Source organism: Streptomyces antibioticus, from assembly GCF_002019855.1.
Taxonomy (GTDB): domain Bacteria; phylum Actinomycetota; class Actinomycetes; order Streptomycetales; family Streptomycetaceae; genus Streptomyces; species Streptomyces antibioticus_B.
In genome coordinates this window covers 8,167,187-8,191,889 of sequence record NZ_CM007717.1, presented here as the reverse complement: position 1 = coordinate 8,191,889, position 24,703 = coordinate 8,167,187, and the positions used below count along the sequence as shown (strand labels likewise).

Here is a 24,703-nt window from a genome sequence, read left to right as displayed (position 1 = left end):
AGGCCCCGCCCACAAGGCATCCCCCGTCCGCATTCTGCGAGGACCGACAACCGAGGACTGACAACGATGCTGACCGACGTACTCTCCGTCGACCTGGCCAAGGCGCTGGCGGCCGTGGACGGCTGGCTGAGCGACTACATCCGTCAACCGCACAGCGAACTCGGACGGCCCGGTCCGGTGTGCCCGTTCGTCGAACCGGCCCAGCGCGCCGACGCGTTGGAGATCCGGGTCAGGCTGGTGGGCCCCACCCCGAGCCAGACCCTGATCGACGAGATCGTCCGCTGCGGCCTCGACGAGTTCAGCGAGGTCGACTGGCGGGCCGGCAACCCGAATCTGCGCTCGCTGCTGCTCGTCCTGCCCGATCTGCCGGCCGAGCATCTGCACCTGCTGGACGCGGCGCACGCCGCGCTCAAGCCGGAGAGTGTGCGGCGCGGGCTGATGATCGCCCAGTTCCACGAGAAGTGCCGCGAGAAGGCGGCCCGCAACCCGCGGTTCGAGGTGAGTTACGCGCCCGTGCCGATGATGGCGGTGCGGTCGATGGCGATCCACGACGTGCTGTTCCTGGCGGACCGGCGGGAATGGTTCGAGGAGTACGCGAGCCGCTTCGGGGCGCGCTACCGCGCCTCGGGGCACGGCATCGACCCGTTGCTGACCGAGGTGTACGAGCGGGCTCGCGCCGTCCACGGGACGGGGAGTTGAGCGTATGGGTGACGAACTCGCCCTGGGGGTCCGCGCGGTGAGCGGCGCCGCGGTGTACCGGGGCATGGACCGGGCCACGTTGGACCGGCAGTACTCGCCGAGTTCCCGGGTGCCGAGCCTGGACGCCTACCTGCGGGCGTACGAGCGGCTGAGCGCGGCCGCCCGCCGGGACCACCCGGTGCGGGCCGGTCTCGCCTACGGTCCGCACCGGGCGGAGCGGCTGGACTACTTTCCCGGCCCGGCTTCCGGGCGCTGCCCGCTGCTGGTGTTCGTGCACGGCGGGAACTGGCAGGCGCTCGGCCGGGCCGAATCGGCTTTCCCCGCACCGGCGTTGCTGGCGGAGGGGGCGGCGGTCGCGGTGATCGAGTACGGGCTGGCACCGGACGTCGGCCTGGACGCCATGGCGGGCATGGTGCGGCGGAGCGTGGACTGGCTGCTGCGGCACGCCGACGGGCTCGGGTTCGCCCCGCACCGGCTGCATCTGTGCGGGACCTCGGCGGGCGCGCATCTGGCCACGATGACCCTGCTGCCCGATCCGGCGGACGGACCGGACGTGTCCGGCCGGATCGCCGGGGCGGTGCTGCTCAGCGGCGTCTACGACCTGGAGCCGGTACGGCTGTCGTACGTCAACGACGCGCTGCGGCTGGACGAGGCCGGGGCGCGCCGCAACAGCCCGCTGCACCGCCTGCCGGAGCGGCTGCCCCCTGTGGTGGTGGCCCGGGGCGGCAACGAGACCGAGGAGTACGTGCGCCAGCACGACCGGATGGTGACGGCACTGCGCCCCCGGCAGGCGGTCACGGAGGTCGTCGCCGACCGGCGCGACCACTTCGATCTCCCCTACGACCTGGGCGTACGGGGCACCGGACTTGGCGACGCGGTCCTCGCGCAGATGGGACTGGGAAACGCTCGGACGGGACTGGGAGGAACGAGCACATGAGCACCGAGCAGACCGCCCAGCGCTCCGAGGCGAGCCCGCGGTGTCCGCTGTCCGCCGGATCCGCGCCCGCGTCCGGCACCACCACCGCGTACGCGCACTATGCGCGGATGGACGAGCTGCTGGCGCTCCAGCATCCGCTCAGCCCGGCCGAGACCGAGCCGGGGTTCATCATCATGAGCCAGGTCAAGGAGCTGCTGTTCAAGCTGCTGCACACGGAACTCACCACCGCTCGGGACCAGTTGAGTGGCGACCGGCTCGGCGACGCGTTGTGGACGCTGCGCCGCGCGGGGCGTGTGCAGCAGGTGCTGCTCGTGTCGTGGGAGACGTTCTCCGTGCTGTCGCCCGCGGAGTTCTGCGAGTTCCGGGACGTGCTGGGGTCGGCCTCCGGCTTTCAGTCGGCGGGCTACCGGCGGCTGGAGTTCCTGCTCGGCAACAAGAACCCGGCGATGACCGAACCGCACCGGGACACGGTCGGCTACGACGCGGTGGTCGGCCAACTGCACGAGCCGAGTCTGTACGACGCCGCGCTCGCGCTGCTGGCCCGCCGCGGGCTGCTCACACCGGACGACGGGCCGGTGCGGGACGCCACCGTGCCGTATCGCGGCGGTGCGGAGGTCGAGGAGGCGTGGCGGGCGGTCTACCGGGATCCGGTCCGCCATCAGGACCTGCATCTGCTGGCCGAGGCGCTGATGGACGTGGCGGACCGGTTCGCGCGCTGGCGTTACACCCATCTGGTCACCGTGCAGCGGATGTTGGGCGCCAAGCCGGGCACCGGCGGCACCGAGGGCGTGTCCTGGCTCGCCCGGATCAGCGAGCACCGTTTCTTCCCTGAGCTGTGGTCGGTGCGCTCCACGCTCTGATCCGGCGAACGACACGAGAGAGCGGCACAAGAGCACGGAAGAGAGCGGCACAAGAGAGCGACACGAGAGAGAAGGAGGGCCTCGATGACGGGCGGAATCCCACGCACCGTGGCCGAGGAACTGGACGCGGCCGATCCGCTGGCCGAGTTCCGGAAGCGGTTCGTCATCAGCGATCCGGAGCTGATCTACCTGGACGGCAATTCACTGGGCCGGCTGCCTGCGGACACCCCTGACCTGCTGCGCGCGGTGGTCGAGGAGGGCTGGGGAGGCGGGCTGGTGCGGTCGTGGGAGCGCTGGATCGACTGGGGCGCCCGGCTCGGCGACCGTCTCGCCGAGCATGTGCTCGGCGCGCGGCCGGGCGAGGTCGTGGTGTCGGACTCGACCTCGGTGAACCTGTACAAGCTGGCCGGGGCCGCCCTCGGCGCGGCTCCGGGGCGCGGTACCGTCCTGATCGACGCCGAGGATTTCCCGACCAATCGGTACGTCATGCAGGGCCTCGCCGATCAGCGGGGGCTGCGTCTGCGCCGGCTCCCCTCCGATCTCGACGGCGGCCTCGATCTCGACGTGCTCCGCTCCGCTCTGGACGAGGACGTCGCGCTGGTGGTGCTGTCGCTGGTGTCGTACCGCAGCGGAGCGCTCGTGGACATGGCGCGGGTGAACGAGCTGGCTCGTTCGGTCGGTACGCGCGTGCTGTGGGACCTGTCGCACGCCGCGGGGGTGGTGCCCGTCGATCTGGCCGCCGACGGCGCGGATCTCGCCGTCGGGTGCACCTACAAGTACCTGAACGGCGGCCCCGGTTCGCCCGCGTTCCTCTATGTGCGCCGCGCTCTTCAGTCGCGGCTGCGGCAGCCGGTGTGGGGCTGGTTCGGGCAGCGCGAGCAGTTCCGGATGGGCCCCGACTACGATCCCGTGCCGGGCATCGAGCGCTTCCTGGTGAGCACGCCCCCGCTGCTGTCGCTGGCGGCGATCGAGCCGGCCCTTGCCCTGGTCGAGGAGGCCGGTGTGGCGCGGATCCGGGCGAAGGGGCTGCGGCTGGGCCGGCTGGCCGACGATCTGGCGGACGCCTGGCTCACTCCCCTGGGCTTCCGGGCCGCCTCGCCCCGTCCGCCGGAACGGCGCGGTGCGCATCTGTCGCTGCGCCATCCCGATGCCTGGCGGATCTGCCGGGCGCTGGCGGCGGACGCGAAGGTCGTGTGCGACTACCGGGTCCCGGACCGGCTGCGGATCGGCCCGTCCCCGCTCTACACACGGTTCACCGAGGTCTGGGACGCGCTGTCCCGGATCCGTGAGGTCGCGGCCGAGGGCACGTACGTGTCCCGGCCCGCCGATCTCGCTCGGGTGACCTGATCGCCGGCTCGCTCCCCGGCTCCTCCGCCCGAACCTCACCACCCCCTGCCGAAACGGAGTGCCCATGGCACGCACATCCCCGCTCACCACCGACGGACTGGTCCAGATCCTGTTCGGCTCCTCGGCCTTCCAGATGCTCAACGCGGGCCGCAACCTCGGCCTGTTCTCCCTGCTGCACCGGCATCCCGGGCTGACCCCGGCGGAGATCGGCGAGGAACTCGGCCTGGCGGAACGACCGGTGCAGATACTGCTTCTCGGCACCACAGCACTGGGACTGACGGAGCGTCAGGACGATGGATACGTCAACGCGGGGCTGTTGAACTGCCTGTTCGAGGACGGGACCTGGGACATCGTCGAGGATCTGATCGAGTACGAGGAGCGGATCGTCCGCCCCGCCGAGGTGGACTTCACCCAGTCCCTGCGCGAGAACACCAACGTCGGCCTGCGCCGGATCAAGGGCTCGGGCACGGATCTGTACCACCGGCTGTCCGCGGATCCCGACCTTGAGCAGTTGTTCTACCGCTGCATGCGGTCCTGGTCCCGGCTGTCCAATCCCGTGCTGGTCGAGAAGGCCGATCTGACCGGGGTGCGCCGGGTGCTCGACGTGGGCGGCGGCGACGGCGTCAACGCCATCGCCCTCGCGCAGGCCAACCCCGGTGTCGAGTTCACCGTCCTCGACCTGCCCGGCACGGTGGAGATCGCCCGCCGCAAGATCGCCGAGCACGGTCTGTCCGACCGGATCGCCGTCCGCGCGGCCGACATCTTCGCCGACACCTATCCGTCGGGGCACGACTGTGTGCTCTTCGCCAACCAGTTGGTGATCTGGTCGCCGCAGGAGAACCTGCGGCTGCTGCGCAAGGCTCACGCGGCGCTGCCGGACGGCGGGCGGGTCGTCGTGTTCAACGCGATGTCCGACGACAGCGGTGACGGCCCCCTGTACGCGGCCCTCGACAACGTGTACTTCGCGACGCTGCCCGCCGCGAGCAGTGCCATTCACCGGTGGGGCCAGTACGAGGAGTGGTTCGCCGCGGCCGGTTTCGTGAAGTACGAGCGGCTGCCGGGCGGCCGGTGGACGCCGCACGGCGTGATCAGCGCGGTCAAATGACGCCCCCGCGAGAACCGGAGCCGGCCATGTCCCACGCCTCGCACGACACAGGATCGACGACCGTTGCGGGCGCGGCGTGCCCCGCTGCCGGCCCGCACATGATGGATCCGGACCTGCTCGCGGACCCCTTCACCGGCTACGGCCGACTGCGCGAGCGGGGCCCGGTCGTCCGCGGCAGGTTCGTCGACGGCACCCCGGTGTGGTTCGTGACCCGCTACGACGACGTCCGCGCGGTGCTGCGCGACCCCCGCTTCGTCAACACCCCCTCCCCCGTGCCCGGCGAGGGAGGCGCGGATCCGCGCGAGGGCATGATGGACCTGCTCAACGTCCCCGAGCCTCTGCGGGTCTATCTGCTCGGCTCGATCCTCGACAGCGATCCGCCGGACCATCCGAGGCTGCGCCGACTGGTGACCCGGGCGTTCGCGGCCCGCCGGATCCTCGGTCTGCGGCCCGGGATCGAGCGGATCGCCGACCGGCTGCTCGCCGAACTGCCGCGCCGGGAGGAGGAGGACGGCACGGTCGACCTCCTGGAGCATTTCGCGTATCCGTTGTCGATCACGGTGATCTGCGAGCTGGTCGGGATCCCGGCGACCGACCTGGAGCGGTGGCGGGAGTGGGGCGGCGACCTGGTGTCGATGCGGCCGGAACGGCTGCGGCACTCCTTCCCCGTGATGATCGACTACTGCCACAGGCTGATCGAACAGCGTCGCGCCGCGCTCACGGACGATCTGCTGAGCGAGCTGATCCGCGCGCAGGACGACGACGGCGGACGGCTCAGCGACATCGAGACGGTCACCATGATCCTCACCCTGGTGCTGGCCGGCCATGAGACCAGCGCCCATCTGATCGGCAACGGCACCGCCGCCTTGCTCACGCATCCCGGCCAGTGGGCGCTGCTGCGCAAGGACCCGGCGCTGCTGCCGCGCGCGGTGCACGAGCTGATGCGCTGGTGCGGGTCGGTGCATGTGGCGCGGCTGCGCTACGCCACCGAGGACCTGGAGCTGGCCGGTACTCCCGTCGCGCGCGGCGACGCGGTCCAACTGGTGCTGGTGTCGGCCAACTTCGACCCACGGCACTACTCCGATCCGGACCGGCTGGACATCACGCGCCATCAGGAGGGGCAGGCCGAGAACCACGTGGGCTTCGGCCACGGCATCCACTACTGCCTGGGCGCCACGCTGGCCCGGCAGGAGGGCGAGGTGGCGCTCGCCCGGCTGCTGGAGACCTACCCGGACCTGGCCCTGGCGGACGGCGATCCGGAGGTGCGTCGGGCCCGGCTGCCGGGCAGTTGGCGTCTCGACGCACTGCGCCTGCGACTACGGCCGTGACGGCGACGACGGCAGCGCGAGGCCGAGGGCTCCACGGTGCGTACCCGTGGAGCCCTCGGCGCTCGGGTGTTCGGGTTCGGTCAGGTGGGAGGCGGGGCGTCCGCCACGGCGATGGCCTGTACGGGGCAGGACAGTGCCGCTTCCGTCACCCGTTCACGGGGTGCCGTCTCCGCTGCTCCGGGGAGGAGCGCGGAGTAGCCGTCGTCGTCCTGGGTGAACACGCCCGGTGCCGTCAGGGCGCACTGCCCGGATCCGATGCAGGTGTGGTGGTCGATGCGTATCCGCATAGGAGGCGGTCTCCGATGGTCGGGCCGGCGGGCCGTCAGGGGCCGAGTTCGTGCGCGGCGGCACGGTCGAGGGTCAGGAGGATCCATTCCTCGAAGTCCCGGTCGTCCTTCGACGCGGCCTCGCGCCAGCGCTCCACTCGTTCGTGGGGCGCGCTGATGCGGGGCAGGCTGGCCCGCGCGGGGGCGATGGCCCGGTTGCCGCGGCGGCTCTCCCGCAACTGGACCCTGAGCTGGTTCCTGGACCAGCCGTGCTGTTCCGCGCGGTCGAGCCAGGTGTCGGCCTCGGCGGGAGGCAGGGAGGCCACCTCGGCGTGGTGTCCGAAGCTGAGGTTCTCGCGTCGGCGCGCGCTCTCGAAGTGCCGGGCGACCCAGGCGTAGTTGCGCAGGGTCTGGTAGTCGAGTCCGGCGGCCTGGACCCCGGCCTGGTAGCGGTCGGCGTAGCACTCCTGGCCGTAGACGAGCCAGTCCCCCAGGCACCAGGCGGAGGAGTCGGCGATGCGGAAGATGTACAGCCCGGCCTTCTCCCACCGGTCGTACGACAGGGCGGTGGGGATCTTCAGGCCGACCCGGGTGGTGAGGATCTGCTCGCGGCCGGCGGTCCAGGGGGGAACAGCCCTGCCGCCCGCTCTGCGGCCGACCGGTAGGTGTTTGTCCTGCCGGTCGTCCTTGGCGAAGTGCTGCATGTACACCCCCATGACATTAGGAAATGACAACTTCCGTGCCGGTGGTCAACGGCCGGGAGTCGTAAAGCGACTGGCCCACGAGAAACCCTAGATCACCGTTCAGATGCAGTAACGAACCTTTCTAGTCAAAATGCGGCCGCCTTGGACGCGAACATGCCTCCGCGGGAAATGTTCGCGCGCCGAGAGCGTCGTACCGCAGGGGCCGTCAGGGCGTGGGGGCGGAGGCGAGGACCGCGCCGCCGGAGCCGGTCCGCCGGGCCGCGTCGATGCCGTCGAGGATCACGTCCAGGCCGACCCGGAACGCCTCCTCGGCCTCGCGCTCCAGATACGGCGCGGCGTCGTCGGCCCCCGGTTCGGCCGCGGCGGCGAGGGTCGCCCGCGACTCCAGCGCCGCCAGGGCGGGGAAGCGTCCGGCGAAGTCGGGGGCCACCTCCATGAGGAGCGCGGACCGCTCGGCCCACCACTCCTCGTCGGACACGCCGGTGTCCGGCGCGGCCTGCCGGTGCTCGGCGGCGACCCGGGCCATACCCCGCACGAACTGGAACAACACGGCGATGACCCGTCTCGTGTGCAGCGGTTCCAGGCCGGCCGCGCCGAGGATCCGCACCAGCGTCTCCATCTGCGCGTACTCGTTCGGCCCGAGGACGGGTCTGGCCTGGGACACCTGGAGCACCCACGGGTGGCGCAGACAGAACGCCCAGACGTCGTCGGCCCAGGCCGTGACCGCCGGGCGCCAGCCAGCGTCGGTCGGGTACTCGGTGGGCAGTTCGCCCAGCACCCGGTCGTGCATGAGGTCGACCAGTTCGCTCTTGCTCGGCACGTACGTGTAGAGCGCCATGGCGGTCCGCCCGAGCCGGGCGCCGACCGCGCGCATCGACAGGGCCCCCATTCCCTGTTCGTCCGCGACCGCGACACCCGCGGCCACAATCGTGTCCACATCGAGCCCGGGCTTGGGTCCGGGCCCTGTTCTGGCGCCCCGGGATTCGGCCGGGCGCCACAGCAGAGACATGGACCTGCGGGCGTCACCCTGTCCGGCAAACACAACCACCTTGCAACTCCTTACCCCATAAAGTAACCTCGCCGAGGCATCTCTTTACAGGGTAAAGATACCAGGTGGGCGCGGGCCCGCCCCGGGATGCCCGACGTTCTCGGAAGGTTTTCGATGGCAGAGCTCCCCGTCACGTTCATCCAGGTCACCGACATCACTCGCATCACACCGCGGATGGCTCGCGTGACGTTCGAGGCCGACGACCTCGACGACTCCGTCGGCCGGACCCCGGACCAGCAGCTCAAGCTGTGCTTCCCCCGGTCCGGCCAGCGCCTGCCCGTGCTGCCGGAGCAGAGCGACGACGCGACGAGCTGGTACCAGGCGTTCCTGGCCGTCCCCGAGGACGAGCGGCCGTGGATGCGCAGCTTCACCCTCCGTCGGCGGATCCCCGGGACCAGGACCGTCGAGATCGACTTCGTCCTGCACGGCGACACCGGACCGGCCACCCGCTGGGCCGGCTCCGCCCGGCCCGGCGACCGCATCGGCATGGTGGGCCCGTCGGCGGTCTACGCCCGGCCGGTCTCCCTCACCGACTCGATCGCCGCCGCCGACTGGCTGCTGCTCGCCGGCGACGAGACCGCGCTGCCCGCCATCGGCAGCCTGCTCGACGCCCTGCCGAAGGAAGCCCACGCCGTGGCCTACATCGAGGTCGCCGACGACGGCGAGCAGCAGGACCTGGAGACAGCGGGCGACGCCACCGTCCACTGGCTGCACCGCGACGGGACGCCGGCGGGCCGTAGCGAGGTGCTGATCGACGCCGTCCGCGGGGCCGAGTTCCCGCCCGGGCGCCCCTTCATCTGGCTGGCCGGGGAGTCGGGCGCGGTCCGCGCGCTGCGCCGTCATCTGGTCGACGAGCGGGGGCTGGACAAGCGGTCGATCGACTTCAGCGGCTACTGGCGCTTCAAGCTCACCCAGGACGACGCCCCGACCACCGAGGACATGGCCGAGGCGCAGGAGCGGCTCGCAGAGTTCCAGGCCGCCGCCGACGACCGTGCCTGACGAGCGCAGCGACGGAAGCGGCCGCCTGTCGGCCGGGCAGCGTCGCGATCCGGCCGGGGGACGGCCGGTACGAGAGAAGGATCCCATGATCACAGTGCGAGGTCTCGCCCGCCGGTTCACCCTGAGGGGCCGTACCGTCGACGCGGTCAAAGGCATCGACTTCGATGTGGCGGCAGGCGAACTGGTCGGATTCCTGGGTCCCAACGGGGCCGGAAAGACCACGACCTTACGGATGCTCACCACCCTGCTGCGCCCCACCGGCGGCACCGGCACCGTGGCCGGCTGCGACCTCCTGACGGACCCCCAGGGCGTACGGCGCAACATCGGCTACGTCCCCCAGGGCGGCTCCACCTGGCCGGAGTCCAAGGTCGCCGAGGAGATCGAACTCCAGGCCCGGCTGTACGGTCTGTCACGCGCCGAGGCCCGGCGGCGCGGGGCCCTGCTCGCGGAACGGCTCGACCTGGCCGGACTGGACCAGCGCCCCGCCAAGACGCTCTCCGGCGGTCAGCGCCGGCGGCTCGACATCGCGCTCGGACTGGTCCACGAACCGGCGCTGGTCTTCCTCGACGAACCCACCACCGGACTGGATCCGCAGAGCCGGGCCAACCTGTGGGACCACGTCCGCCGGATGCGCGCCGAGCAGGGCATGACCGTCTTCCTCACCACCCACTACCTCGACGAGGCCGACGCCCTGTGCGACCGCATCCTCGTCACCGACGACGGCACGATCGTCGCCGAGGGCACCCCGGAGGAGCTGAAGGCCCGCGTCTCCGGCGACGCGGTCACCGTCGAGGTGGCCGACCGGGCCACCGAGGCGGCCTCACTCGCCGAACGGCTGACCGGCGCGCACGAGGTGACCGTCACCGCCGACACGGTCCGCTTCCGGGTGCCCCGGGGCGATGTCGCGCTGCCGGAGCTGCTGCGCGTCCTCGACGGCCACGGCATCACCATGACCTCGGTCAAGGTCAACCGGCCCACCCTCGACGACGTGTTCCTCGGTCTCACCGGGCGCTCCCTGCGGGACGGCGAGACCGCGCCCCAGGCCGTGGAGGCCGCCCATGCTGCGTGACACCCGGCTGATCTTCCTGCGGGACATGAGGCTCTCGCTGCGCAGTCCGACCTGGCTGATCATCGGGATCATGCAGCCGCTGCTGTATCTGTTCCTCTTCGGGCCGCTCATGGTGACGGTCGTCGACCACACGCCCGGCTTCCCGCCCGGCGACGCCTGGGCCGTGCTCACACCGGCGCTCATCGTGCAGACGGCACTGTTCAGCGGCTCCTTCGCCGGTGTCGGCCTGCTCACCGAGTACCGGGTCGGTGTGGTCGACCGCTTCCGCGGCACCCCGGCGAGCCGGGCCGCGCTGCTGTTCGGCAAGGTGCTGGCCCAGGCCGTGCAGGCCACCGCCCAGTCCGCCCTGATCGTGCTGGTGACCCTCCTCGTCTTCGACCTCGACGCCCCGGTGTCCGGCATGCTGCTCAGCCTGCTGATCGCCGCGGTCCTGGCCATCACGCTGTCCTCGGGGTCGTACGCGCTGGCGATGATCCTCAAGAGCGAGGCCGCGTTCCCCTCCCTGATGAACGCGGTGCTCCTGCCGCTGCTCCTGCTGTCCGGCGTCCTTCTGCCGGTCACCGCGCAGCTCGCCCCCGACTGGCTGTACAACCTGGCGCGGATCAACCCGCTGACCCATGTGGTCGACGCCGAACGCGCGGCGTTCCGGGGGGACTTGGGTTCGACGGGGCTGCTGACCGGTTCCCTCGTGCTCGTGCTCATGGCCGGGCTCGCGCTGCTGTGGGGGACGCGGACGTTCCAGAAGGAGAACGCGTGACGGCACCGGATTCCTGACAGCGCCGGATTCCTGACGGCGCCGGGCATACAGGGCTCACCGGCCGACCCCGAGACCGGGCTCCCCCTTTCCCCCGGAGGGGGAGCCCACCCGTACCACCGAAGAGCACGAGGAGCACATGTGAGGACCGACGCCATCAGGGTGACCGGTGCCCGGGAGAACAACCTCAAGAACGTCTCACTGACCATCCCGAGAGGACGGCTGACGGTCTTCACCGGCGTCTCCGGCTCGGGCAAGTCGTCCCTGGTGTTCGACACCCTCGCGGCCGAGGCGCAGCGGCAGCTCAACGAGACGTTCACCGCCTTCGTCCGCAACTTCCTGCCCGATCACGGCCGTCCGGACGTGGACGCCGTCGAGAACATCTCCGCCGCGGTCGTCATCGACCAGAAGCGCCTGGGCGGCAACCCGCGCTCCACCGTGGGCACGATCACCGACATCAACCCCCTGCTGCGCCTGCTGTTCTCCCGCGCCGGGGACCCCGCCGGACTGCCGCCGAGCACCTTCTCCTTCAACGACCCCCAGGGCATGTGTCCGACCTGCGAGGGCCTGGGCACGGTCGTGAGGCCCGACCTCGACGCGCTCGTCGACCGCTCCCGCTCCCTCCGCCAAGGCGCGCTGCTCCACCCCGACTTCTCCAACGACACCTGGTACTGGCTGAGTTACATGGAGTCGGGCCTCTTCGACAACGACAAGCCGCTGTCCGACTTCACCGAGCGGGAGTGGCAGGCGCTGCTGCACGGCGAACTGCCGCACAAGCTCCGCCTGGACTGGCAGGGCAACACGCTGAACGTCAAGTACGAGGGCCTGGTGGACAAGTTCACCCGGCTCTACATCAAGAAGGAGGACATGTCCGAGCGCAACCGCCAGGCGCTCCGGCGGTTCGTGCACTCGGCTCCCTGCCCCGACTGCGGCGGCACCCGGCTGGCGCCCGCCGCGCTCTCCACCCGGATCGGCGGCCATCACATCGCGGACCTCACCGCCATGGAGGCCGAGCGCCTGACGGAGGTCCTGTCTGGGCTGGACCTGCCCCACGTCAAACCCGTCCTGGACGACCTGGTCGCCCGGCTGCGGCACCTGCTGGAGATCGGTCTCGGCTATCTGAGCCTGAACCGGGAGACCCGCACCCTCTCGGGCGGCGAGTCGCAGCGGATCAAGACGGTCCGCCATCTGTCCAGCAGCCTCACCGAGATGCTGTACGTCTTCGACGAGCCGAGTGTCGGCCTGCACCCCCGGGACGTGCACCGGCTCAAGGAACTCCTGCTCGCCCTGCGGGACAAGGGCAACACCGTCCTCGTGGTCGAGCACGATCCCGACGTCATGGCCATCGCGGACCATGTGGTCGACATGGGCCCCAGGGCCGGGACGCTCGGCGGCACGGTCGTCTTCGAGGGCACCTTCGCCGGTCTCACCGAGGCCGACACCCTCACCGGGCGTCACCTGAAGCGCCGGCTGCCCCTGAAGACCGCGCCTCGCCGCCCCACCGGCACGCTCACCGTCACCCACGCCACGAGCCACAACCTCAAGGACGTCACGGTCGGCTTCCCCACCGGCGTCCTGACCGTGGTCACCGGTGTCGCCGGGTCCGGCAAGAGTTCCCTCGTCAACGACGCGTTCCTCAGGCAGCACCCCGACGCCGTCGTGATCGACCAGTCGGCGGTGACGGCGGGACGGCGGTCCAACACGGCGACGTACACCGGCCTTTCGGACCCGATCCGCAAGCTGTTCGCCAAGGCCAACGGCGTCAGCGCCTCCCTGTTCAGCGCCAACTCCAAAGGCGCCTGCGCGAATTGCCAGGGCCTCGGCGTGCTCTACACCGACCTGGCGTTCCTGGAGACGCTGAAGTCCGTGTGCGAGGTCTGCCGGGGCCGCCGCTTCTCCGAGGACGTCCTCGGCCACCGTCTGCGCGGTCGATCGATCAGCGACGTACTGGAGATGACGGCGGCGGAGGCGGCGGACTTCTTCACCGAGCCCAAGCTCCGCCCGGTCCTGCACGCCCTGAACGACGTGGGCCTGGACTACCTGCGCCTCGGCCAGCCGCTCAGCACCCTGTCCGGCGGCGAGTGTCAGCGCCTCAAGCTCGCCGCCGATCTGCACCGGGTCGGCAGTGTCTACGTCATGGACGAGCCGACGACCGGCCTGCACATGTCGGACGTCCAGCGCCTCCTCGGCATCGTCGAACGCCTCGTCGACCAGGGCAACACCGTCATCGTCATCGAGCACAACCTCGATGTCGTCCGAAGCGCCGACTGGATCATCGACCTCGGCCCCGAGGGAGGCAGCGGCGGCGGCCACGTCCTGTTCGAGGGAACCCCGGCGGACCTCCTGAAGACCACGGACTCCCATACGGCGGCGTACCTGCGCGCGGACCTCTCACAGGGGTGAAACGGTTCTGAGCCGCCCCGCCCACACCGCTCGCCCCGCCGTGTCGCCGGGCCTGAGGCCGAAGGTCACGACGCGGGCAGTTGCCGGTCCAGATCCCACAGGCGTACGGAGTCGTCGGCGCTGGCCACCCGACGGCCGTCCGGGCTGAACGCGACCGCGCACAGGGCACCGGCGTGCTCGGAAAGGACGGCGATCTCGGTGCCGTCGTTCGGATTCCACAGGCGTACGGTCTCGTCCTCGGCGGCGCTGGCCAGTGCCTTGCCGTCCGGGCTGAACGCCACGGCCCGGACGACGCTGGTGTGCCCGTCGAGAGTGGCGGCCTTCTCGCGGCCGGTCACGCTCCAGAGGCTCACGGAGTTGTCCCAGCAACCGCTGGCGAGGGTCCCGCCGTCCGGACCGAACGCCACCGAGCTGACGTAGTTGGCGTGGCTGAACCTGGCGACGGTCTTCCGGCCGGCCACGCTCCACAGGCGCACCGAGTTGTCCCAACTGCCGCTGGCGAGCGTCCTGCCGTCCGGACTGAACGCCACCGCCGCGACGTTGGAGTCATGCCCGTCGAGCCGCTCGAGGAGCTTTCGGTCGGCCGGGCTCCACAGGCGGATCGAGGCGTCGAGGCCCCCGCTGGCGAGCGTCCTGCCGTCCGGGCTGAAGGCGAGCGACGACACCTGCTGCTTGTGCCCCTCGAGTGTGCCGACCAGGCTTCTGTCGGCCGCGTTCCACAGATGAATGGTCCCGTCGGCGCCTCCGCCCGCGAGTGTCCGGCCGTCCGGGCTGAACGCGAGCGCCCAGAACAGGCCGGTGAGCTTGGCCGGTTCGACGTCGCCGTCCGGGGCGGTCACGTTCCACAGGCGGACGGTGTTGTCCTCGCTCGCGGAGGCGAGGCTCTTGCCGTTCGGGCTGTAGGCCAGCGCGTACACGCCCTTGGTGTGGCCGGGGAGGCTGGTGTCGGCCCGGATCGCGTCGTCCTTCGTGTCGGACGTCCAGGCCCACCACCCGCCGGTCGCCCCGATGGCGACGGTGGCGCCGGCGAAGAGGAGGGTCCGTCGGCGCGGTCCGCTCGGCACGGCGGGGGTGGGAGTGGCGGCCGTCGAGGGTCGTCGTCGTGCCGATGTCGCGGGACGGGTCGGGGGGTGGACCGCGTTCGGCGGCTGGGCGGGGGCGGTGACGGTGGACAGGTGATGGATCTGCCGGGGCGGGGCGGGTGGCTGCTGACCGCGTTGTGTGGGCGGGTGGTGCAGGGCGGTCAGCCGTACGGCGAGTGCCGCCGCGGTGGGCCGCTTGCCGGGGTCCTTGGCCAGCAACTCCTCCAGGACCGGGCCGAGTTCTCCCGCGTGCCGGGGCGCCGGCAGCGGCTTGGTGAGGATCGCGTGGAACAACGGCATCAGGCTCGGGGCGTCGAAGGGCACGTTTCCCTCGACGGCGGCGTAGAGGGTGGCGCCCAGGGACCACAGGTCGCCGGACGCGGCCGCCTCCCCGCCCTCGATCTGCTCGGGCGGCATGTACTGGGGCGTGCCGACCACGGCCCCCGTACGCGTCAGTCTGGTTCCGGCGGATCCGTCCAGGACGCGGGCGATACCGAAGTCGGTGATGATCGTGCGCCGGTCCTGGACGAGGACGTTGTCGGGCTTGAGGTCGCGGTGCACCACGCCCGCGCCATGGGCGTGCGCGAGCGCGTCGGCCATCTGCGCCCCGATCGCGGCGACGCGCTTCCACGGCAGCCGGCCGTCCTGCGCGACGAGCCCGGCCAGGGACGGACCGGAAACGTACTCCATGACAATCCAGGGCACGTCCGCGTCCCTCACCACGTCGTGGACCGTGATGATGCCGGGATGCCCGAGTTTCGCGGCGACCTCGGCCTCGCGCAGCGTGCGCCGGACGAGCTGCGCGCGGTCCCCGGGCGGCAGCCCGTCGGGCAGCAGGACCTCCTTGACCGCGACCTGCCGGTTCAGCGTCTCGTCGACACCGCGCCACACCCGGCCCATACCGCCCTGGCCGATCAGCGCCGCCAACCGGTACCGCCCGCCCACCAGGCGCCCCATTTCCCCCACCATGACCGTCACTCTACGTCTGACGATCTTCACCCAGGTGGTCTTCGGTGAATTGCTGTCGTGCGCGGGGAGCCGCAGCGTCGTCAGCAGCATTCCCGACGCCGAAAGAGTGACCATGAAGCTCATACGCTCCCCCCTCACCCACCGGATCCTCGCGCCTGCGGCGCTCCTGCCTGCGGCAGTCCTCGCGGTCGCCACGGCCGGCACAGCCGTGGCGTCCGAGCGCGGTGGCGGCAGTGCCGAGTCCCAGGACAGCGGCAAGCCGACGGTCGTCCTCGTGCACGGAGCGTGGGCGGACGCCTCCGGCTGGAACGAGGTCAGCGAGAGCCTGCGGGCGCAGGGGTATCCCGTGGTCGCCACGGCCAACCCGCTGCGGAGCCTCTCCGGCGACGCCGCCTACATCGCCGCCCGCCTGAAGACGATCAAGGGCCCGATCGTCCTCGTCGGCCACTCCTACGGCGGCGCGGTCATCACCAACGCCGCCGCCGGGAACCCGAACGTCAAGTCCCTCGTCTACATCGCGGCCTTCGTGCCGGACAAGGGCGAGGACACGCTCAAGCTGGCCGCGAAGTTCCCGGGAAGCCACCTCTCGGACGACCCCGACGCGCCGCTGCCCACAGCCCTCGACGCGGTTCCGCTCGGCTCCGGGCCCACCGACGTCGACCTCTACATCAAGCCCGACAAGTTCAGCGACGTGTTCCTGAGCGACCGGCTCGACAAGGCCAAGGCCGCCGTCCTGGCCGCCTCCCAGCGCCCGGTCACCCCGGTGGCGGGCGCCGAGCCCTCCAAGGCCGCCGCGTGGAAGACGATCCCGTCCTGGTACCTCGTGGCCACGGACGACCGCACGATCGGCACGGAGAACCTGCGCTACATGGCCAAGCGCGCCGGCTCCACCACGGTCGAGGTCGACGCCCCGCACGCGGTCCTGGAGACCAACCCCGACGCCGTCACCCACCTGATCCTCCAGGCCGCCCACGACAACCGCCCGAGCCTGGCGAAGACCGGCACCACGACGCGGACCGCGGCCCTCGGGGGTGCGGCCGCACTGGCGGTCGCGGCGGGAGCGGTGCTCGTGATCCGCACGCGACGGTCGGGCTCGGGTGCCTGATCGCTCCACGGTCTGCTGAGCGGGCCGGCGGGAGCGCGGACGATCTCAGGCATCAGGCGGATCCGTGGCCTGCGCCCCGCCGGCCTTCACGGGAAACACAGCGACGCCTTCTCCAGGACGTGGCGCGTGAGCGTCCCGCCCCACACGACCCTGCCCCGGTACATCGTGCCCCGGGCGCCCTGCAGGCCCGACGTCTCCACCGTGATCGGCCGCCCGATCACGGACGTCCCGAGGATGCGCGCGTCCGTGACCGCCCACGCACGGGCGGTCGGCTGGACGCCGGCGCCGGCCAGGGCGGGCCGCAACCAACTGCCTCGCGTTGGAAGGTATTCGGGCCGCACACTGTCCCGGCCTGTCAGGTCAGAGCCAGCCGTGCTTCAGTCCACAGCCGCTCGAACTCCTCCGCGGGGATCTCGGTGACCTGCGACTGGTCCTGCCCGTCGGCCATGGGCCATGTGCGGCCTTCGGCGAGTACAGCCACAGATCTTCGTCCTCGTAGTAGGTACGGAACCACGTCGCCATGCCGCAATCCTGACCCATCGGGTAGTGCATAGAAGTGGCGTTCGGGTACCCGGCCCCCAGCCCACAAGGTCAGCGCCGACCTGTTCCAGGGCTTGAACGACGTCGGCTTCTCGCTCGCGCCGAACGCGGTCACCTACTGGGTCGGGGAGGCGATGCGGGGCATCGACTACCAGGACCTGGACGAGACGCCCCAGGAGACGGCCGCCACCACGGCCGCCCTCGCCGCGAACACCGTCCACCTCGCCCGTTCGCTCAAGGCGGCGCCGTTCCCCGCCGCGGGCTGACCGCCGTAAGGAGGAGTGCCATGCCCACCCAGGACACGGACCGCGTTCCCGACCCCGTCACACGCCACCCCGGAACCCCGCTTCCCGACCAGGGGCAGGAGCATCCCGGCCGGACCGAGGAGATGGAGCCGCGGCCGGATCACGGGGAGGATTCCTACCAGGGCCACGAGACGCTCCTGGACCGGGCGGCCGTGGTCACCGGTGGTGACTCCGGGATCGGCAGGGCCGTGTGCCTGGCCTTCGCACGGGAGGGCGCCGACGTTGTCTTCACCCATCTGGCCGAGGAAGCGAAGGAGGCGGAGGAGACCGCGCGACTGATCCGTGCGGCAGGGCGTACCGCCGTGGCCGTGGAGTGCGACATCCGGGACGAGGCCCGGTGCGACGGTCTCATCGACCGGGCGGTGAGCGAGCTGGGGCGCGTGGACATCCTCGTCAACAACGCCGCCTACCAGATGTCCCAGCCCGACGGGATCGAGGCGATCACCACGGAGCAGTTCGACCGGGTGGTGAAGACCAACCTCTACGGGATGTTCTGGCTCACCCGCAGGGCCCTCGCCCATATGCCGCGCGGTGGATCGGTCATCAACACGACCTCCGTCCAGGGCTACCAGCCCAGCCCCCACCTCCTGGACTACGCCATGACGAAGTCGGCGATCATCTCCTTCACCCACGGCCTCGCCCAGATGGTCGCCGAGCGCGGCATCCGCGTGAACGCCGTGGCACCCGGCCCGGTCTGGACACCGCTGATCCCCGCCACCATGCCGGACACCACGACGTTCGGGGAGCAGTCCCCCCTGGGGCGGCCGGCCCAGCCTGCGGAGATGGCACCTGCCTACGTCTTCCTCGCCTCGCCCCAGGCCGGTTACATCACCGGGGAGATCGTCAACGCCACCGGCGGGACGCCCCTTCCCTGAGCCGAGTCGACCCCCGGCACCGCGATGGACGTCGTGCGCAGCGGTGGTCATGAACGAACCACCCTCTCTCCGCGGGCCGGGGCGACCGTTCGTCCCGGCCCGTGATGCCGCGGCAGATCGCCCGGCCGGTCCAGCGGTACGACGTCGGCGGCGTCGTCGTCAGGCCTGCTTGATCGCGGAGATGTCGAACTCCAGGACGACCTTGTCGCCGACCAGGACGCCGCCGCCTTCCAGGGCCGCGTTCCAGGAGACGCCGAACTCCTTGCGGGAGATGGTCACCGAGCCTTCGAGACCGACGCGCTGGTTGCCGTAGGGGTCGACGGCGTTGCCGGTGTACTCGAAGTCGATGGTGACCGGCTTGGTGGTGTCCTTGACGGTGAGGTCGCCCGTGACCTGGTACTCCGCGTCGGACTTCTTCACGACCCCGGTGGTGCGGAACGTGATGTCGGGGAAGTTGGGCGCGTCCAGGAAGTCGTTGGTGCGCAGGTGCTGGTCGCGCTGTTCGACGCCGGTGTCGATGCTCTTGGCCTTGATGACCACCTCGGCGGTGGACTTGGCCGGGTCGGCGCCGTCCAGGTGCGCGGTGCCCTCGAACTCGTGGAAGGCGCCGCGCACCTTGGTGACCATGGCGTGGCGGGCGACGAACCCGATCCGGGTGTGGGTCGGGTCGAGGACGTAGTCACCGGTCAGCTCAGAGAGTGCGGCGGTCATTGTCAGCTACCTCCGTAGGGTCCGGATCCCGACGGCGGTCCGCCCGGATCGTTCCCGGCTCACGCTAGGCGGCGGGCGCTCGCCGACCCGGTCGAACGCGCGCGGCGGGGGCGGATTGCACCCTGACCGGTGACTGCGCCCGGGCAAGCGGAGGCCGATACGGCCGGTCCACCGGCTTCAGGAGGTGAGGACGGAGTCGTCCTCCGTACGGGCGCCGGGCAGCCGGAAGCGGGCTGCGACGAGAGCGGCCCGGGTTCTACGACGTCAATGTGCCCGCGGAACGACTGGGCGTCGAGGACCGGCGGGAGGAGGACCGGCGCAAGCCGTTCCCGCTCGTCCTCAGCGGCAACGCCCCTTCGGACGAGGCCCTCAACGCCCTCGTGGGTTTCCATCCGCAGCGCGAGGACTGGCGTCGGCCCTTCCTGGTCTACCTGATGGGACCGGGTGTCGGCGACGAGAACACCTTCGAGGCCGAGCACGCGGACGAGCCCGAGGTGGAGACCGTCCTCGGCTTCCGGCCGGCTCATGCCGTCAACGTCAGCGCCGGCTGCAACGGCGGGATCGACCGCGTGGCCACGGCTTGTGGCCCGGGCACCTGTGCCGTTCAGCCAACTGTGCGGGCTGCTCGCAGAGATGATCGACCGGGTGCCGATGCTGGTCCTCGCGGATCTCGCCATGCGGCCGGCGAACGCGGGCTCTGTCCACCTGCTACGACGTGGCCTCGCGGCCGGGCACGGTCATGGCCTGTTGTGGACGTCGGCGGCTGGGGCGGGCGGTGCCGAGGGGTCAGCCGGGTACTCGCGGGTGCGTCGCCGACGGAACGGCCGTCGGCGCGTTCGTCGCCTTAGTCGCTTTAGTCGCTTGAGGAAGAGGACCACATGTTCCGAGTCTTGTACCGCGCAGCGCTCCCCGCGGTCGGCGTCCTGGCGCTCGGCGTCGTGCCCGCCGCGCAGGCCGAGGCCGCGTCTGCGCAGGCCGAGCCCTGCGTGCAGAAGTTGGCCGTGGTCAACAACGCGGGCTTCGTGCTCTCGTGGTCGGCGAGCACGCGCACCGGTGAGCAGTCCGCGTCGACCGACGCCTACCCGATCAATCAGACCCGAACGATCGATCTGAACACCACGTCGTTCCCCGAGGGGACCGAAGTCCGCCCCTTCGTGCGGGCCACGGGCGGGACATCCAACTACGGCAACTCCTATGTCTCGTACTGCGACAACGGCCAGACGGCGACGTACACCGTCACCGGCACCACGCTCGACTACTCGGTCACCTTGCTGAACTGACCCGCTCGGGCTGAGGTCTGTGGCCCGGTGTACAGCAGAACAGGAACGGTTTCGTGTGGGCCCACAGGGGAACTCGGGGCGCTTCACACCGCAGGTCGAGACGCTCGACGCAGAGACGCAGGAAGAAGTGAAGTGCCGTGATCACGCATGCCGCCCGGAAGAAGCCCTTGATCGTGGCCAGGACCGGCTGGGCGGAGGCCCGAGAGGTGCGCGCCGGTCGAGGTATACGCACGTGTCTGTCCGCGGTCGAGCCCGACGAGAAGTGCGCGGCGCCCCAGGCTCCAGCTCACTCGAACGTCATCAGGGGCGAGGACTGAACCTCTTCGCGACGGCGCCCCTACCCCCGCGCCCGCAGACAGCGTCGTAGCTCCTCCGCGTACGGGAGGGCGACGCCCGCCGTCACGATTGCCGCGAGGGCCGCCAGGTAGGGGCCGGGCAGCGGTCGTTCCTTGGGGAGGAGGCGCCAGTCCTGGGGGCCGGGGCCGCCGCGGAGGGTGGCGCGGACCTGGTCGGCGTGGAGGCAGGCCGTGAACGCCAGGGCCGTGAGCGGGAGCACTTCGAGGAAGCTGTGGATGTGCTGTTCGATCGGCCGGATCTCGCGTTCGCCGGTGGCCAGCGTGACGTCCCAGACGGCCGTGGCTCCGTGCGCGACGGCCGCGCCGCCCATCACGGTGAGCACGAAGGGATTGACGCGGGCGAGCAGGCCCAGCAGCACCGGGACGCCGGCCTCGGTCATCATCAGCGCGTGCACCGCGGACTCCTTGGTGCCGCTGGTGTGTTCGATGTCGGTGCGGCGGTGCATCCACCAGTCGGCGAGCCCGGGCGCGACCCACAGCGGGAGCAGGCCGAGCAGCAGGAAGCGTCGGTCCGCGTCGGCCACGTCCGTCGAGTGGAGCGGGACGCGCAGGTTGCGGGGCCGCCGCCAGTCACGCCAAGCCGTCCTGGGCAGGAAACGCAGTGCCATTCCAACCTCCGTGAGCGGGATCGGCTTCCCCGGTACCCCTGCGCGCGCTCGCGACACTCAGACGTGTTCGGCAGCGACCACGGCAGACGTCGTCCGGGAACGGCGCCGCGCCCCGGCCGGTGTGGTGAGTACGGCGAGGCAGCCGACGACCAGGGCGACGCCGAGCCATCCGGGCAGGGGCAGCCGTTCGCCGACCACGACGACGGCCAGTACGGCGGCGACGGCCGGTTCGAGCAGGGAGAGGGTGGTCGCGGTGCTCGCCGGTACGTGGGCGAGGCCCCAGCCGAACAGGACGTAGCCGAGGAACATCGGGACGAGGGCCATGTAGGTGCCGACGGCCGCGTTGGACCAGGAGTCGAGGAGTGGCGCGCCGGTGGCCAGGAGCACCGGCATCAGGAGCAGGCCGCCGATTCCGAATACGGCGCCCATGGCGGCGGACGATCCGACGCCGTGGCTGATCAGGCGATGGGCTGCCCAGGAGTAGAGGGCGTAGGTGAATCCGGCGACCAGGCCGAGACCGACGCCGAGCACCGTCGCCCCCGCGGAACCCGCCCCGGCACCGGCACCGGTGGACGCGTGGGCCGCTTCGGCCGCGCACAGCAGCACCGTGCCGGCCAGGCCGAGCGCGGCGCCGGTCGTCCAACGGCGCGTGAGACGGCGTCCGTCGACGGTACGCTCGACGAGGGCCGAGGCGAGGGGGGCCGAGCCGATCGACACGACGGTTCCGGTGGCGACGCCGGCGAGGTGCATGGAGCTGTAGAAGGCCAGCGGGTAGATCGCCACAGCGAGTGCCCCGAGCAGCACGGCACCGCGCCGTGCGCGCAGGCCGGCCGACTCGCGGCGGATGCGCGGTGCGGCGACGAGGGCTTGGAGCAGTCCGCCGAGGCCCATGGCGACCGCGCCGATGGCGAGTGGGCCCACGTCCGGGGCGAATGTCGCGGCGGTGCCCGTGGTGCCCCACAGCACCGACGCCAGGAGGACGCACAGCGAGCCGGTCGGGTGTCCGGTGCGGTGCTTCACAGTCGGTCCAGGAGATCGGCGGCCATCGAGCGAGCGTGTTCCAGACGGGTGTCCACGCCCTCCAGGCCCGCGCGGGCCATCGCCCCTTCCAGCAGGAACGACAGGTGCTCCGCCGTAGCGCGCGCCCGCTCCCGGTGGTCGGGCAGAAGCTCTTCGAGGTGTCCGGCGAGCAGGTCCTCGACCTCCTCCTTGTGGCGGCGCACCACGGCCCGGCCCTCGTCGCCCGCGGGGAGTTCGGCGGCGGCGTTCAGCAGGCCACAGCCCCGGAACCCGTGCTCGTAGGCGAAGTTGGCGTGGTCGGCGTAGGCGTCGAACACGGCGAGTACGCCGCGGCGCGGATCCGGGGCCACGGCCGACCATCGCCGCCGGTACAGGTCCAGCCACTCCTCGTGCCGCGCGTCCAGGTACGCCATGACCAGGTCGGACTTGGAGGAGAAGTTGTTGTACAGGCTCATCTTCGCCACGCCCGCCTCGGCGGTGATCGCGTCGATCCCGGTGGCCGACACGCCGTCCGCATAGAAGCGCCGCGCGGCGGCAGCGAGCAGCTTCTCCCGCGCGGCTCCACGCCGTCGGCGGGGCGGCGGTGCGGCAGCGTCGATCTCGGTCATGACACCCTTCCCACTAATTAGGTAGACCAGTCTACCTACCAGGGCGGGATCAGACCACACGGTCACGGAACGGTTGGAAGGCGCACCAGCCCAACGCTTGCCCAGGAGCAATCAGATCGCCTTCCGCGAGGTCGAGAACCTTGCACCGCAGAGCCTCACCCAGACGGAAGACGGGCCTCAGCGCGTCGTCGCCGGAGCCCCGAATGTGAAGCATGATCGAGTCCACCGGGTCTTCTGAGCCGATGTTGAGCTCGATGGACCACGTGAGGCCGGACAGTTCGCCCCACGTGGGGTCCGAGAGGTCGACTTCGGGAACGGCCTGTTTGACGGTCACGAGCACATCGGATTGCCTGCCCAGCGGGGCCGAAGTGCAGTCAGCGGGAAGCTCGTGCATCGAGCTGACACCGTCGGGAAGGCGGCGGATGACCGCACGCCAGGGGACGCCGTCTGATTCGGACCACAGCTCCAGCAGCTCCGACGGCTCGGTCATGACACGGTCGAGGGCCTGCCGGGCGAGGTCGCGCAGGCCGGTGATGTGGTCGCACCTCATCGCCGGGAGAGCCGCACGCGTCGTCCTCATGGGTGGTTTTCAGTCGTTCTGTCGGGATGTCGGCCAAGTGGGGCACCCGCCGCCTATGCTTCTACACGCTTGTAGATGAAGTGAGTGGGCGGCCCGGATGGTTCCCGGTGTCGTCCGGCGAAGAACCGTACGTACACATGAAGGAGTGAACGCCACGATGGTGTTCAAGCGGCTGCTCGGCTCGCTCGGTGTGGGTGGGCCCACCGTGGACACGGTCCTCGACCCGGGCGCGGTCATGCCCGGCGGGCAACTCGGCGGGCAGGTTCAACTCAAGGGCGGTGACAGCGACTTCACGGTCGAGCACATCACCCTGGAGCTGGTGGCCCGTGTCGAGGCCGAGCACGACGGTGGGGAGTCCGAGCGCGCGGTCGTCTTCGAACGGTTCACCGTCGGGGGCGGCTTCCGTCTCGACGCCGGTGAACTGCACAGCGTGCCGTTCAGCGTGACGGTGCCCTGGGAGACTCCGATCACCGAGCTGCATGGGCAAGCCCTGGGCGTCGTACTCGGTGTGCGCACCGAGCTGGCGATCGCGGGTGCCAAGGACAAGGGTGACCTCGACCGGCTCGCCGTGCGGCCACTGCCCGTCCAGGAGGCGGTACTTGAGGCGCTCGGCCGGCTCGGCTTCGGCTTCAGGTCCGCGGACCTGGAACTGGGGCGCATCGGCGGTACCGGGCAGCAACTTCCCTTCTATCAGGAGATCGAGCTGACCCCGGCGCCTCAATACGCCCACCAGGTCAACGAGATCGAGGTGACCTTCCTCGCGGGTCCGGGAGGCGTGGAGGTGGTCCTGGAGGCCGACAAGCGCGGCGGGCACGACGCCGTGAGCCGTTTCGCCGTCGGCCACCAGGGTGTCGAGCAGGTCGACTGGCACACCGAAGTCGACCGCTGGATCCGTCAGTTGGTCGAGCACTACGACGGTCGTCACAGCAGCCACTCCCACCACGACGATCACGGCCACCGCTCCGGCCCCGGCATCGGCACCGCCGTCGCGGCCGGCGCGGCCGGGCTCGCCGTCGGGGTCGTCGGCGGCATGGTCGCGGCCGAAGTCATCGACGAGGTGGGCGACTTCTTCGAGGGCGACGACGAGGACGAGAACGAGAACGAAGACGGCGGCGAGGACTGACAGCGACCGCCCTCCCCCTACC

At 70.9% G+C, this 24,703-nt stretch carries 26 protein-coding genes and 1 pseudogene; 16 read left to right on the top strand and 11 right to left on the bottom strand.

From position 1 onward, the window contains the following. The first annotated feature begins 66 nt into the window (after positions 1–66). From AFM16_RS36860 to AFM16_RS36835, 6 genes are all read left to right on the top strand, one after another. Positions 67–699: a DUF6875 domain-containing protein gene (locus AFM16_RS36860; RefSeq protein ID WP_078636601.1), complete on the top strand. Its 633-nt coding sequence runs from the start codon at positions 67–69 to the stop codon at positions 697–699. Between the two features lie 4 nt (positions 700–703). Then, positions 704–1,636 (top strand): alpha/beta hydrolase, encoded by a 933-nt coding sequence (locus AFM16_RS36855; protein WP_078636600.1) that lies wholly within the window; start codon positions 704–706, stop codon positions 1,634–1,636. Next, positions 1,633–2,496 carry a tryptophan 2,3-dioxygenase gene (locus AFM16_RS40535; RefSeq protein ID WP_078636599.1) on the top strand — a complete coding sequence of 288 codons (864 nt, stop codon included), beginning with the start codon at positions 1,633–1,635 and terminating at the stop codon, positions 2,494–2,496. Before AFM16_RS36855 ends, AFM16_RS40535 begins: the two co-directional genes overlap by 4 nt. Before the next feature lie 84 nt (positions 2,497–2,580). Then, positions 2,581–3,843 carry a kynureninase gene (gene kynU, locus AFM16_RS36845; RefSeq protein WP_030797233.1) on the top strand — a complete coding sequence of 421 codons (1,263 nt, stop codon included), beginning with the start codon at positions 2,581–2,583 and terminating at the stop codon, positions 3,841–3,843. Between the two features lie 64 nt (positions 3,844–3,907). Continuing rightward, on the top strand, positions 3,908–4,948 hold the full coding sequence (locus AFM16_RS36840) for a methyltransferase (protein ID WP_030797236.1): 1,041 nt from the start codon (positions 3,908–3,910) through the stop codon (positions 4,946–4,948). Positions 4,949–4,974: 26 nt separating this feature from the next. After that, a complete protein-coding gene (locus AFM16_RS36835) occupies positions 4,975–6,276 on the top strand; it encodes a cytochrome P450 family protein (RefSeq protein ID WP_245177903.1) in 1,302 nt (433 codons plus the stop codon). An 80-nt stretch (positions 6,277–6,356) separates the two neighbouring features. Here AFM16_RS36835 and AFM16_RS36830 read toward each other — a convergent pair whose 3' ends face one another. From AFM16_RS36830 to AFM16_RS36820, 3 genes are all read right to left on the bottom strand, one after another. Beyond that, complete coding sequence (locus AFM16_RS36830; protein ID WP_030797239.1) at positions 6,357–6,563, bottom strand: ferredoxin; 207 nt, start codon at positions 6,561–6,563, stop codon at positions 6,357–6,359. A 35-nt stretch (positions 6,564–6,598) separates the two neighbouring features. After that, positions 6,599–7,258: an LmbU family transcriptional regulator gene (locus AFM16_RS36825; RefSeq protein ID WP_205070508.1), complete on the bottom strand. Its 660-nt coding sequence runs from the start codon at positions 7,256–7,258 to the stop codon at positions 6,599–6,601. Positions 7,259–7,451: 193 nt separating this feature from the next. Beyond that, positions 7,452–8,294, bottom strand: a complete 843-nt coding sequence (locus AFM16_RS36820; RefSeq protein ID WP_051781104.1) for a TetR/AcrR family transcriptional regulator — start codon at positions 8,292–8,294, stop codon at positions 7,452–7,454. A gap of 114 nt (positions 8,295–8,408) precedes the next feature. Between AFM16_RS36820 and AFM16_RS36815 the strand changes: the two genes are divergently transcribed. From AFM16_RS36815 to AFM16_RS36800, 4 genes are all read left to right on the top strand, one after another. After that, positions 8,409–9,293 carry a siderophore-interacting protein gene (locus AFM16_RS36815; RefSeq protein ID WP_078636598.1) on the top strand — a complete coding sequence of 295 codons (885 nt, stop codon included), beginning with the start codon at positions 8,409–8,411 and terminating at the stop codon, positions 9,291–9,293. Positions 9,294–9,378: 85 nt separating this feature from the next. Beyond that, positions 9,379–10,362, top strand: coding sequence for an ATP-binding cassette domain-containing protein (locus AFM16_RS36810; RefSeq protein WP_078636597.1), 984 nt, complete (start codon positions 9,379–9,381; stop codon positions 10,360–10,362). Then, positions 10,352–11,119, top strand: coding sequence for an ABC transporter permease (locus AFM16_RS36805; protein WP_078636596.1), 768 nt, complete (start codon positions 10,352–10,354; stop codon positions 11,117–11,119). The genes AFM16_RS36810 and AFM16_RS36805 overlap by 11 nt, the downstream gene beginning before the upstream one ends. 138 nt (positions 11,120–11,257) lie before the next feature. Next, positions 11,258–13,519, top strand: coding sequence for an ATP-binding cassette domain-containing protein (locus tag AFM16_RS36800; RefSeq protein ID WP_078636595.1), 2,262 nt, complete (start codon positions 11,258–11,260; stop codon positions 13,517–13,519). A gap of 65 nt (positions 13,520–13,584) precedes the next feature. Here the strand turns inward: AFM16_RS36800 and AFM16_RS36795 are convergent, their stop codons facing one another. Then, the gene (locus AFM16_RS36795) at positions 13,585–15,684 is read right to left on the bottom strand and encodes a WD40 repeat domain-containing serine/threonine protein kinase (protein ID WP_167797325.1); all 2,100 of its coding nucleotides are present in this window, start codon (positions 15,682–15,684) and stop codon (positions 13,585–13,587) included. On the opposite strand from AFM16_RS36795, the gene AFM16_RS36790 reads away from it, so the two are divergent. Then, a complete protein-coding gene (locus tag AFM16_RS36790; protein ID WP_078636593.1) occupies positions 15,683–16,675 on the top strand; it encodes an alpha/beta fold hydrolase in 993 nt (330 codons plus the stop codon). The two genes, AFM16_RS36795 and AFM16_RS36790, sit on opposite strands and share 2 nt — an antisense overlap. An 86-nt stretch (positions 16,676–16,761) precedes the next feature. On the opposite strand, the gene AFM16_RS36785 is transcribed toward AFM16_RS36790, so the two are convergent. Both AFM16_RS36785 and AFM16_RS40335 read right to left on the bottom strand, forming a co-directional pair. Next, the gene (locus AFM16_RS36785; RefSeq protein WP_078636592.1) at positions 16,762–16,980 is read right to left on the bottom strand and encodes a hypothetical protein; all 219 of its coding nucleotides are present in this window, start codon (positions 16,978–16,980) and stop codon (positions 16,762–16,764) included. 50 nt (positions 16,981–17,030) lie between these two features. Further along, entirely contained in the window at positions 17,031–17,156 is a 126-nt protein-coding gene (locus AFM16_RS40335) for a hypothetical protein (RefSeq protein ID WP_256861381.1), read from the bottom strand. Between the two features lie 85 nt (positions 17,157–17,241). On the opposite strand from AFM16_RS40335, the pseudogene AFM16_RS36780 reads away from it, so the two are divergent. Both AFM16_RS36780 and AFM16_RS36775 read left to right on the top strand, forming a co-directional pair. Next, a pseudogene (locus tag AFM16_RS36780) lies at positions 17,242–17,481 on the top strand (NADPH-dependent oxidoreductase); the annotation flags it as partial. 20 nt (positions 17,482–17,501) lie between these two features. Continuing rightward, the gene (locus AFM16_RS36775; RefSeq protein ID WP_078636590.1) at positions 17,502–18,395 is read left to right on the top strand and encodes an SDR family oxidoreductase; all 894 of its coding nucleotides are present in this window, start codon (positions 17,502–17,504) and stop codon (positions 18,393–18,395) included. Positions 18,396–18,554: 159 nt separating this feature from the next. On the opposite strand, the gene AFM16_RS36770 is transcribed toward AFM16_RS36775, so the two are convergent. Next, positions 18,555–19,106: a YceI family protein gene (locus tag AFM16_RS36770; RefSeq protein WP_078636589.1), complete on the bottom strand. Its 552-nt coding sequence runs from the start codon at positions 19,104–19,106 to the stop codon at positions 18,555–18,557. A gap of 269 nt (positions 19,107–19,375) precedes the next feature. Here AFM16_RS36770 and AFM16_RS40705 point away from each other — a divergent pair, with 269 nt between their 5' ends. Together AFM16_RS40705 and AFM16_RS36765 are read left to right on the top strand one after the other, a co-directional pair. Continuing rightward, on the top strand, positions 19,376–19,954 hold the full coding sequence (locus AFM16_RS40705) for a DUF6368 family protein (protein ID WP_359731047.1): 579 nt from the start codon (positions 19,376–19,378) through the stop codon (positions 19,952–19,954). 30 nt (positions 19,955–19,984) lie between these two features. Beyond that, complete coding sequence (locus tag AFM16_RS36765) at positions 19,985–20,386, top strand: hypothetical protein (protein ID WP_078636588.1); 402 nt, start codon at positions 19,985–19,987, stop codon at positions 20,384–20,386. Between the two features lie 337 nt (positions 20,387–20,723). Here the strand turns inward: AFM16_RS36765 and AFM16_RS36755 are convergent, their stop codons facing one another. Genes AFM16_RS36755 through AFM16_RS40700 form a run of 4 tightly spaced genes read right to left on the bottom strand, consistent with a single transcriptional unit; the run spans position 20,724 to position 23,558 of the window. After that, positions 20,724–21,350, bottom strand: a complete 627-nt coding sequence (locus tag AFM16_RS36755) for a diguanylate cyclase (protein WP_078636586.1) — start codon at positions 21,348–21,350, stop codon at positions 20,724–20,726. Positions 21,351–21,407: 57 nt separating this feature from the next. Next, entirely contained in the window at positions 21,408–22,370 is a 963-nt protein-coding gene (locus AFM16_RS36750) for a DMT family transporter (RefSeq protein ID WP_078636585.1), read from the bottom strand. Further along, entirely contained in the window at positions 22,367–22,978 is a 612-nt protein-coding gene (locus AFM16_RS36745; RefSeq protein WP_078636584.1) for a TetR/AcrR family transcriptional regulator, read from the bottom strand. The genes AFM16_RS36750 and AFM16_RS36745 overlap by 4 nt, the downstream gene beginning before the upstream one ends. Before the next feature lie 49 nt (positions 22,979–23,027). Next, the gene (locus tag AFM16_RS40700) at positions 23,028–23,558 is read right to left on the bottom strand and encodes a DUF4259 domain-containing protein (protein WP_078636583.1); all 531 of its coding nucleotides are present in this window, start codon (positions 23,556–23,558) and stop codon (positions 23,028–23,030) included. A gap of 157 nt (positions 23,559–23,715) precedes the next feature. Between AFM16_RS40700 and AFM16_RS36735 the strand changes: the two genes are divergently transcribed. Beyond that, complete coding sequence (locus AFM16_RS36735) at positions 23,716–24,681, top strand: sporulation protein (protein WP_078636582.1); 966 nt, start codon at positions 23,716–23,718, stop codon at positions 24,679–24,681. Positions 24,682–24,703: the final 22 nt, after the last annotated feature.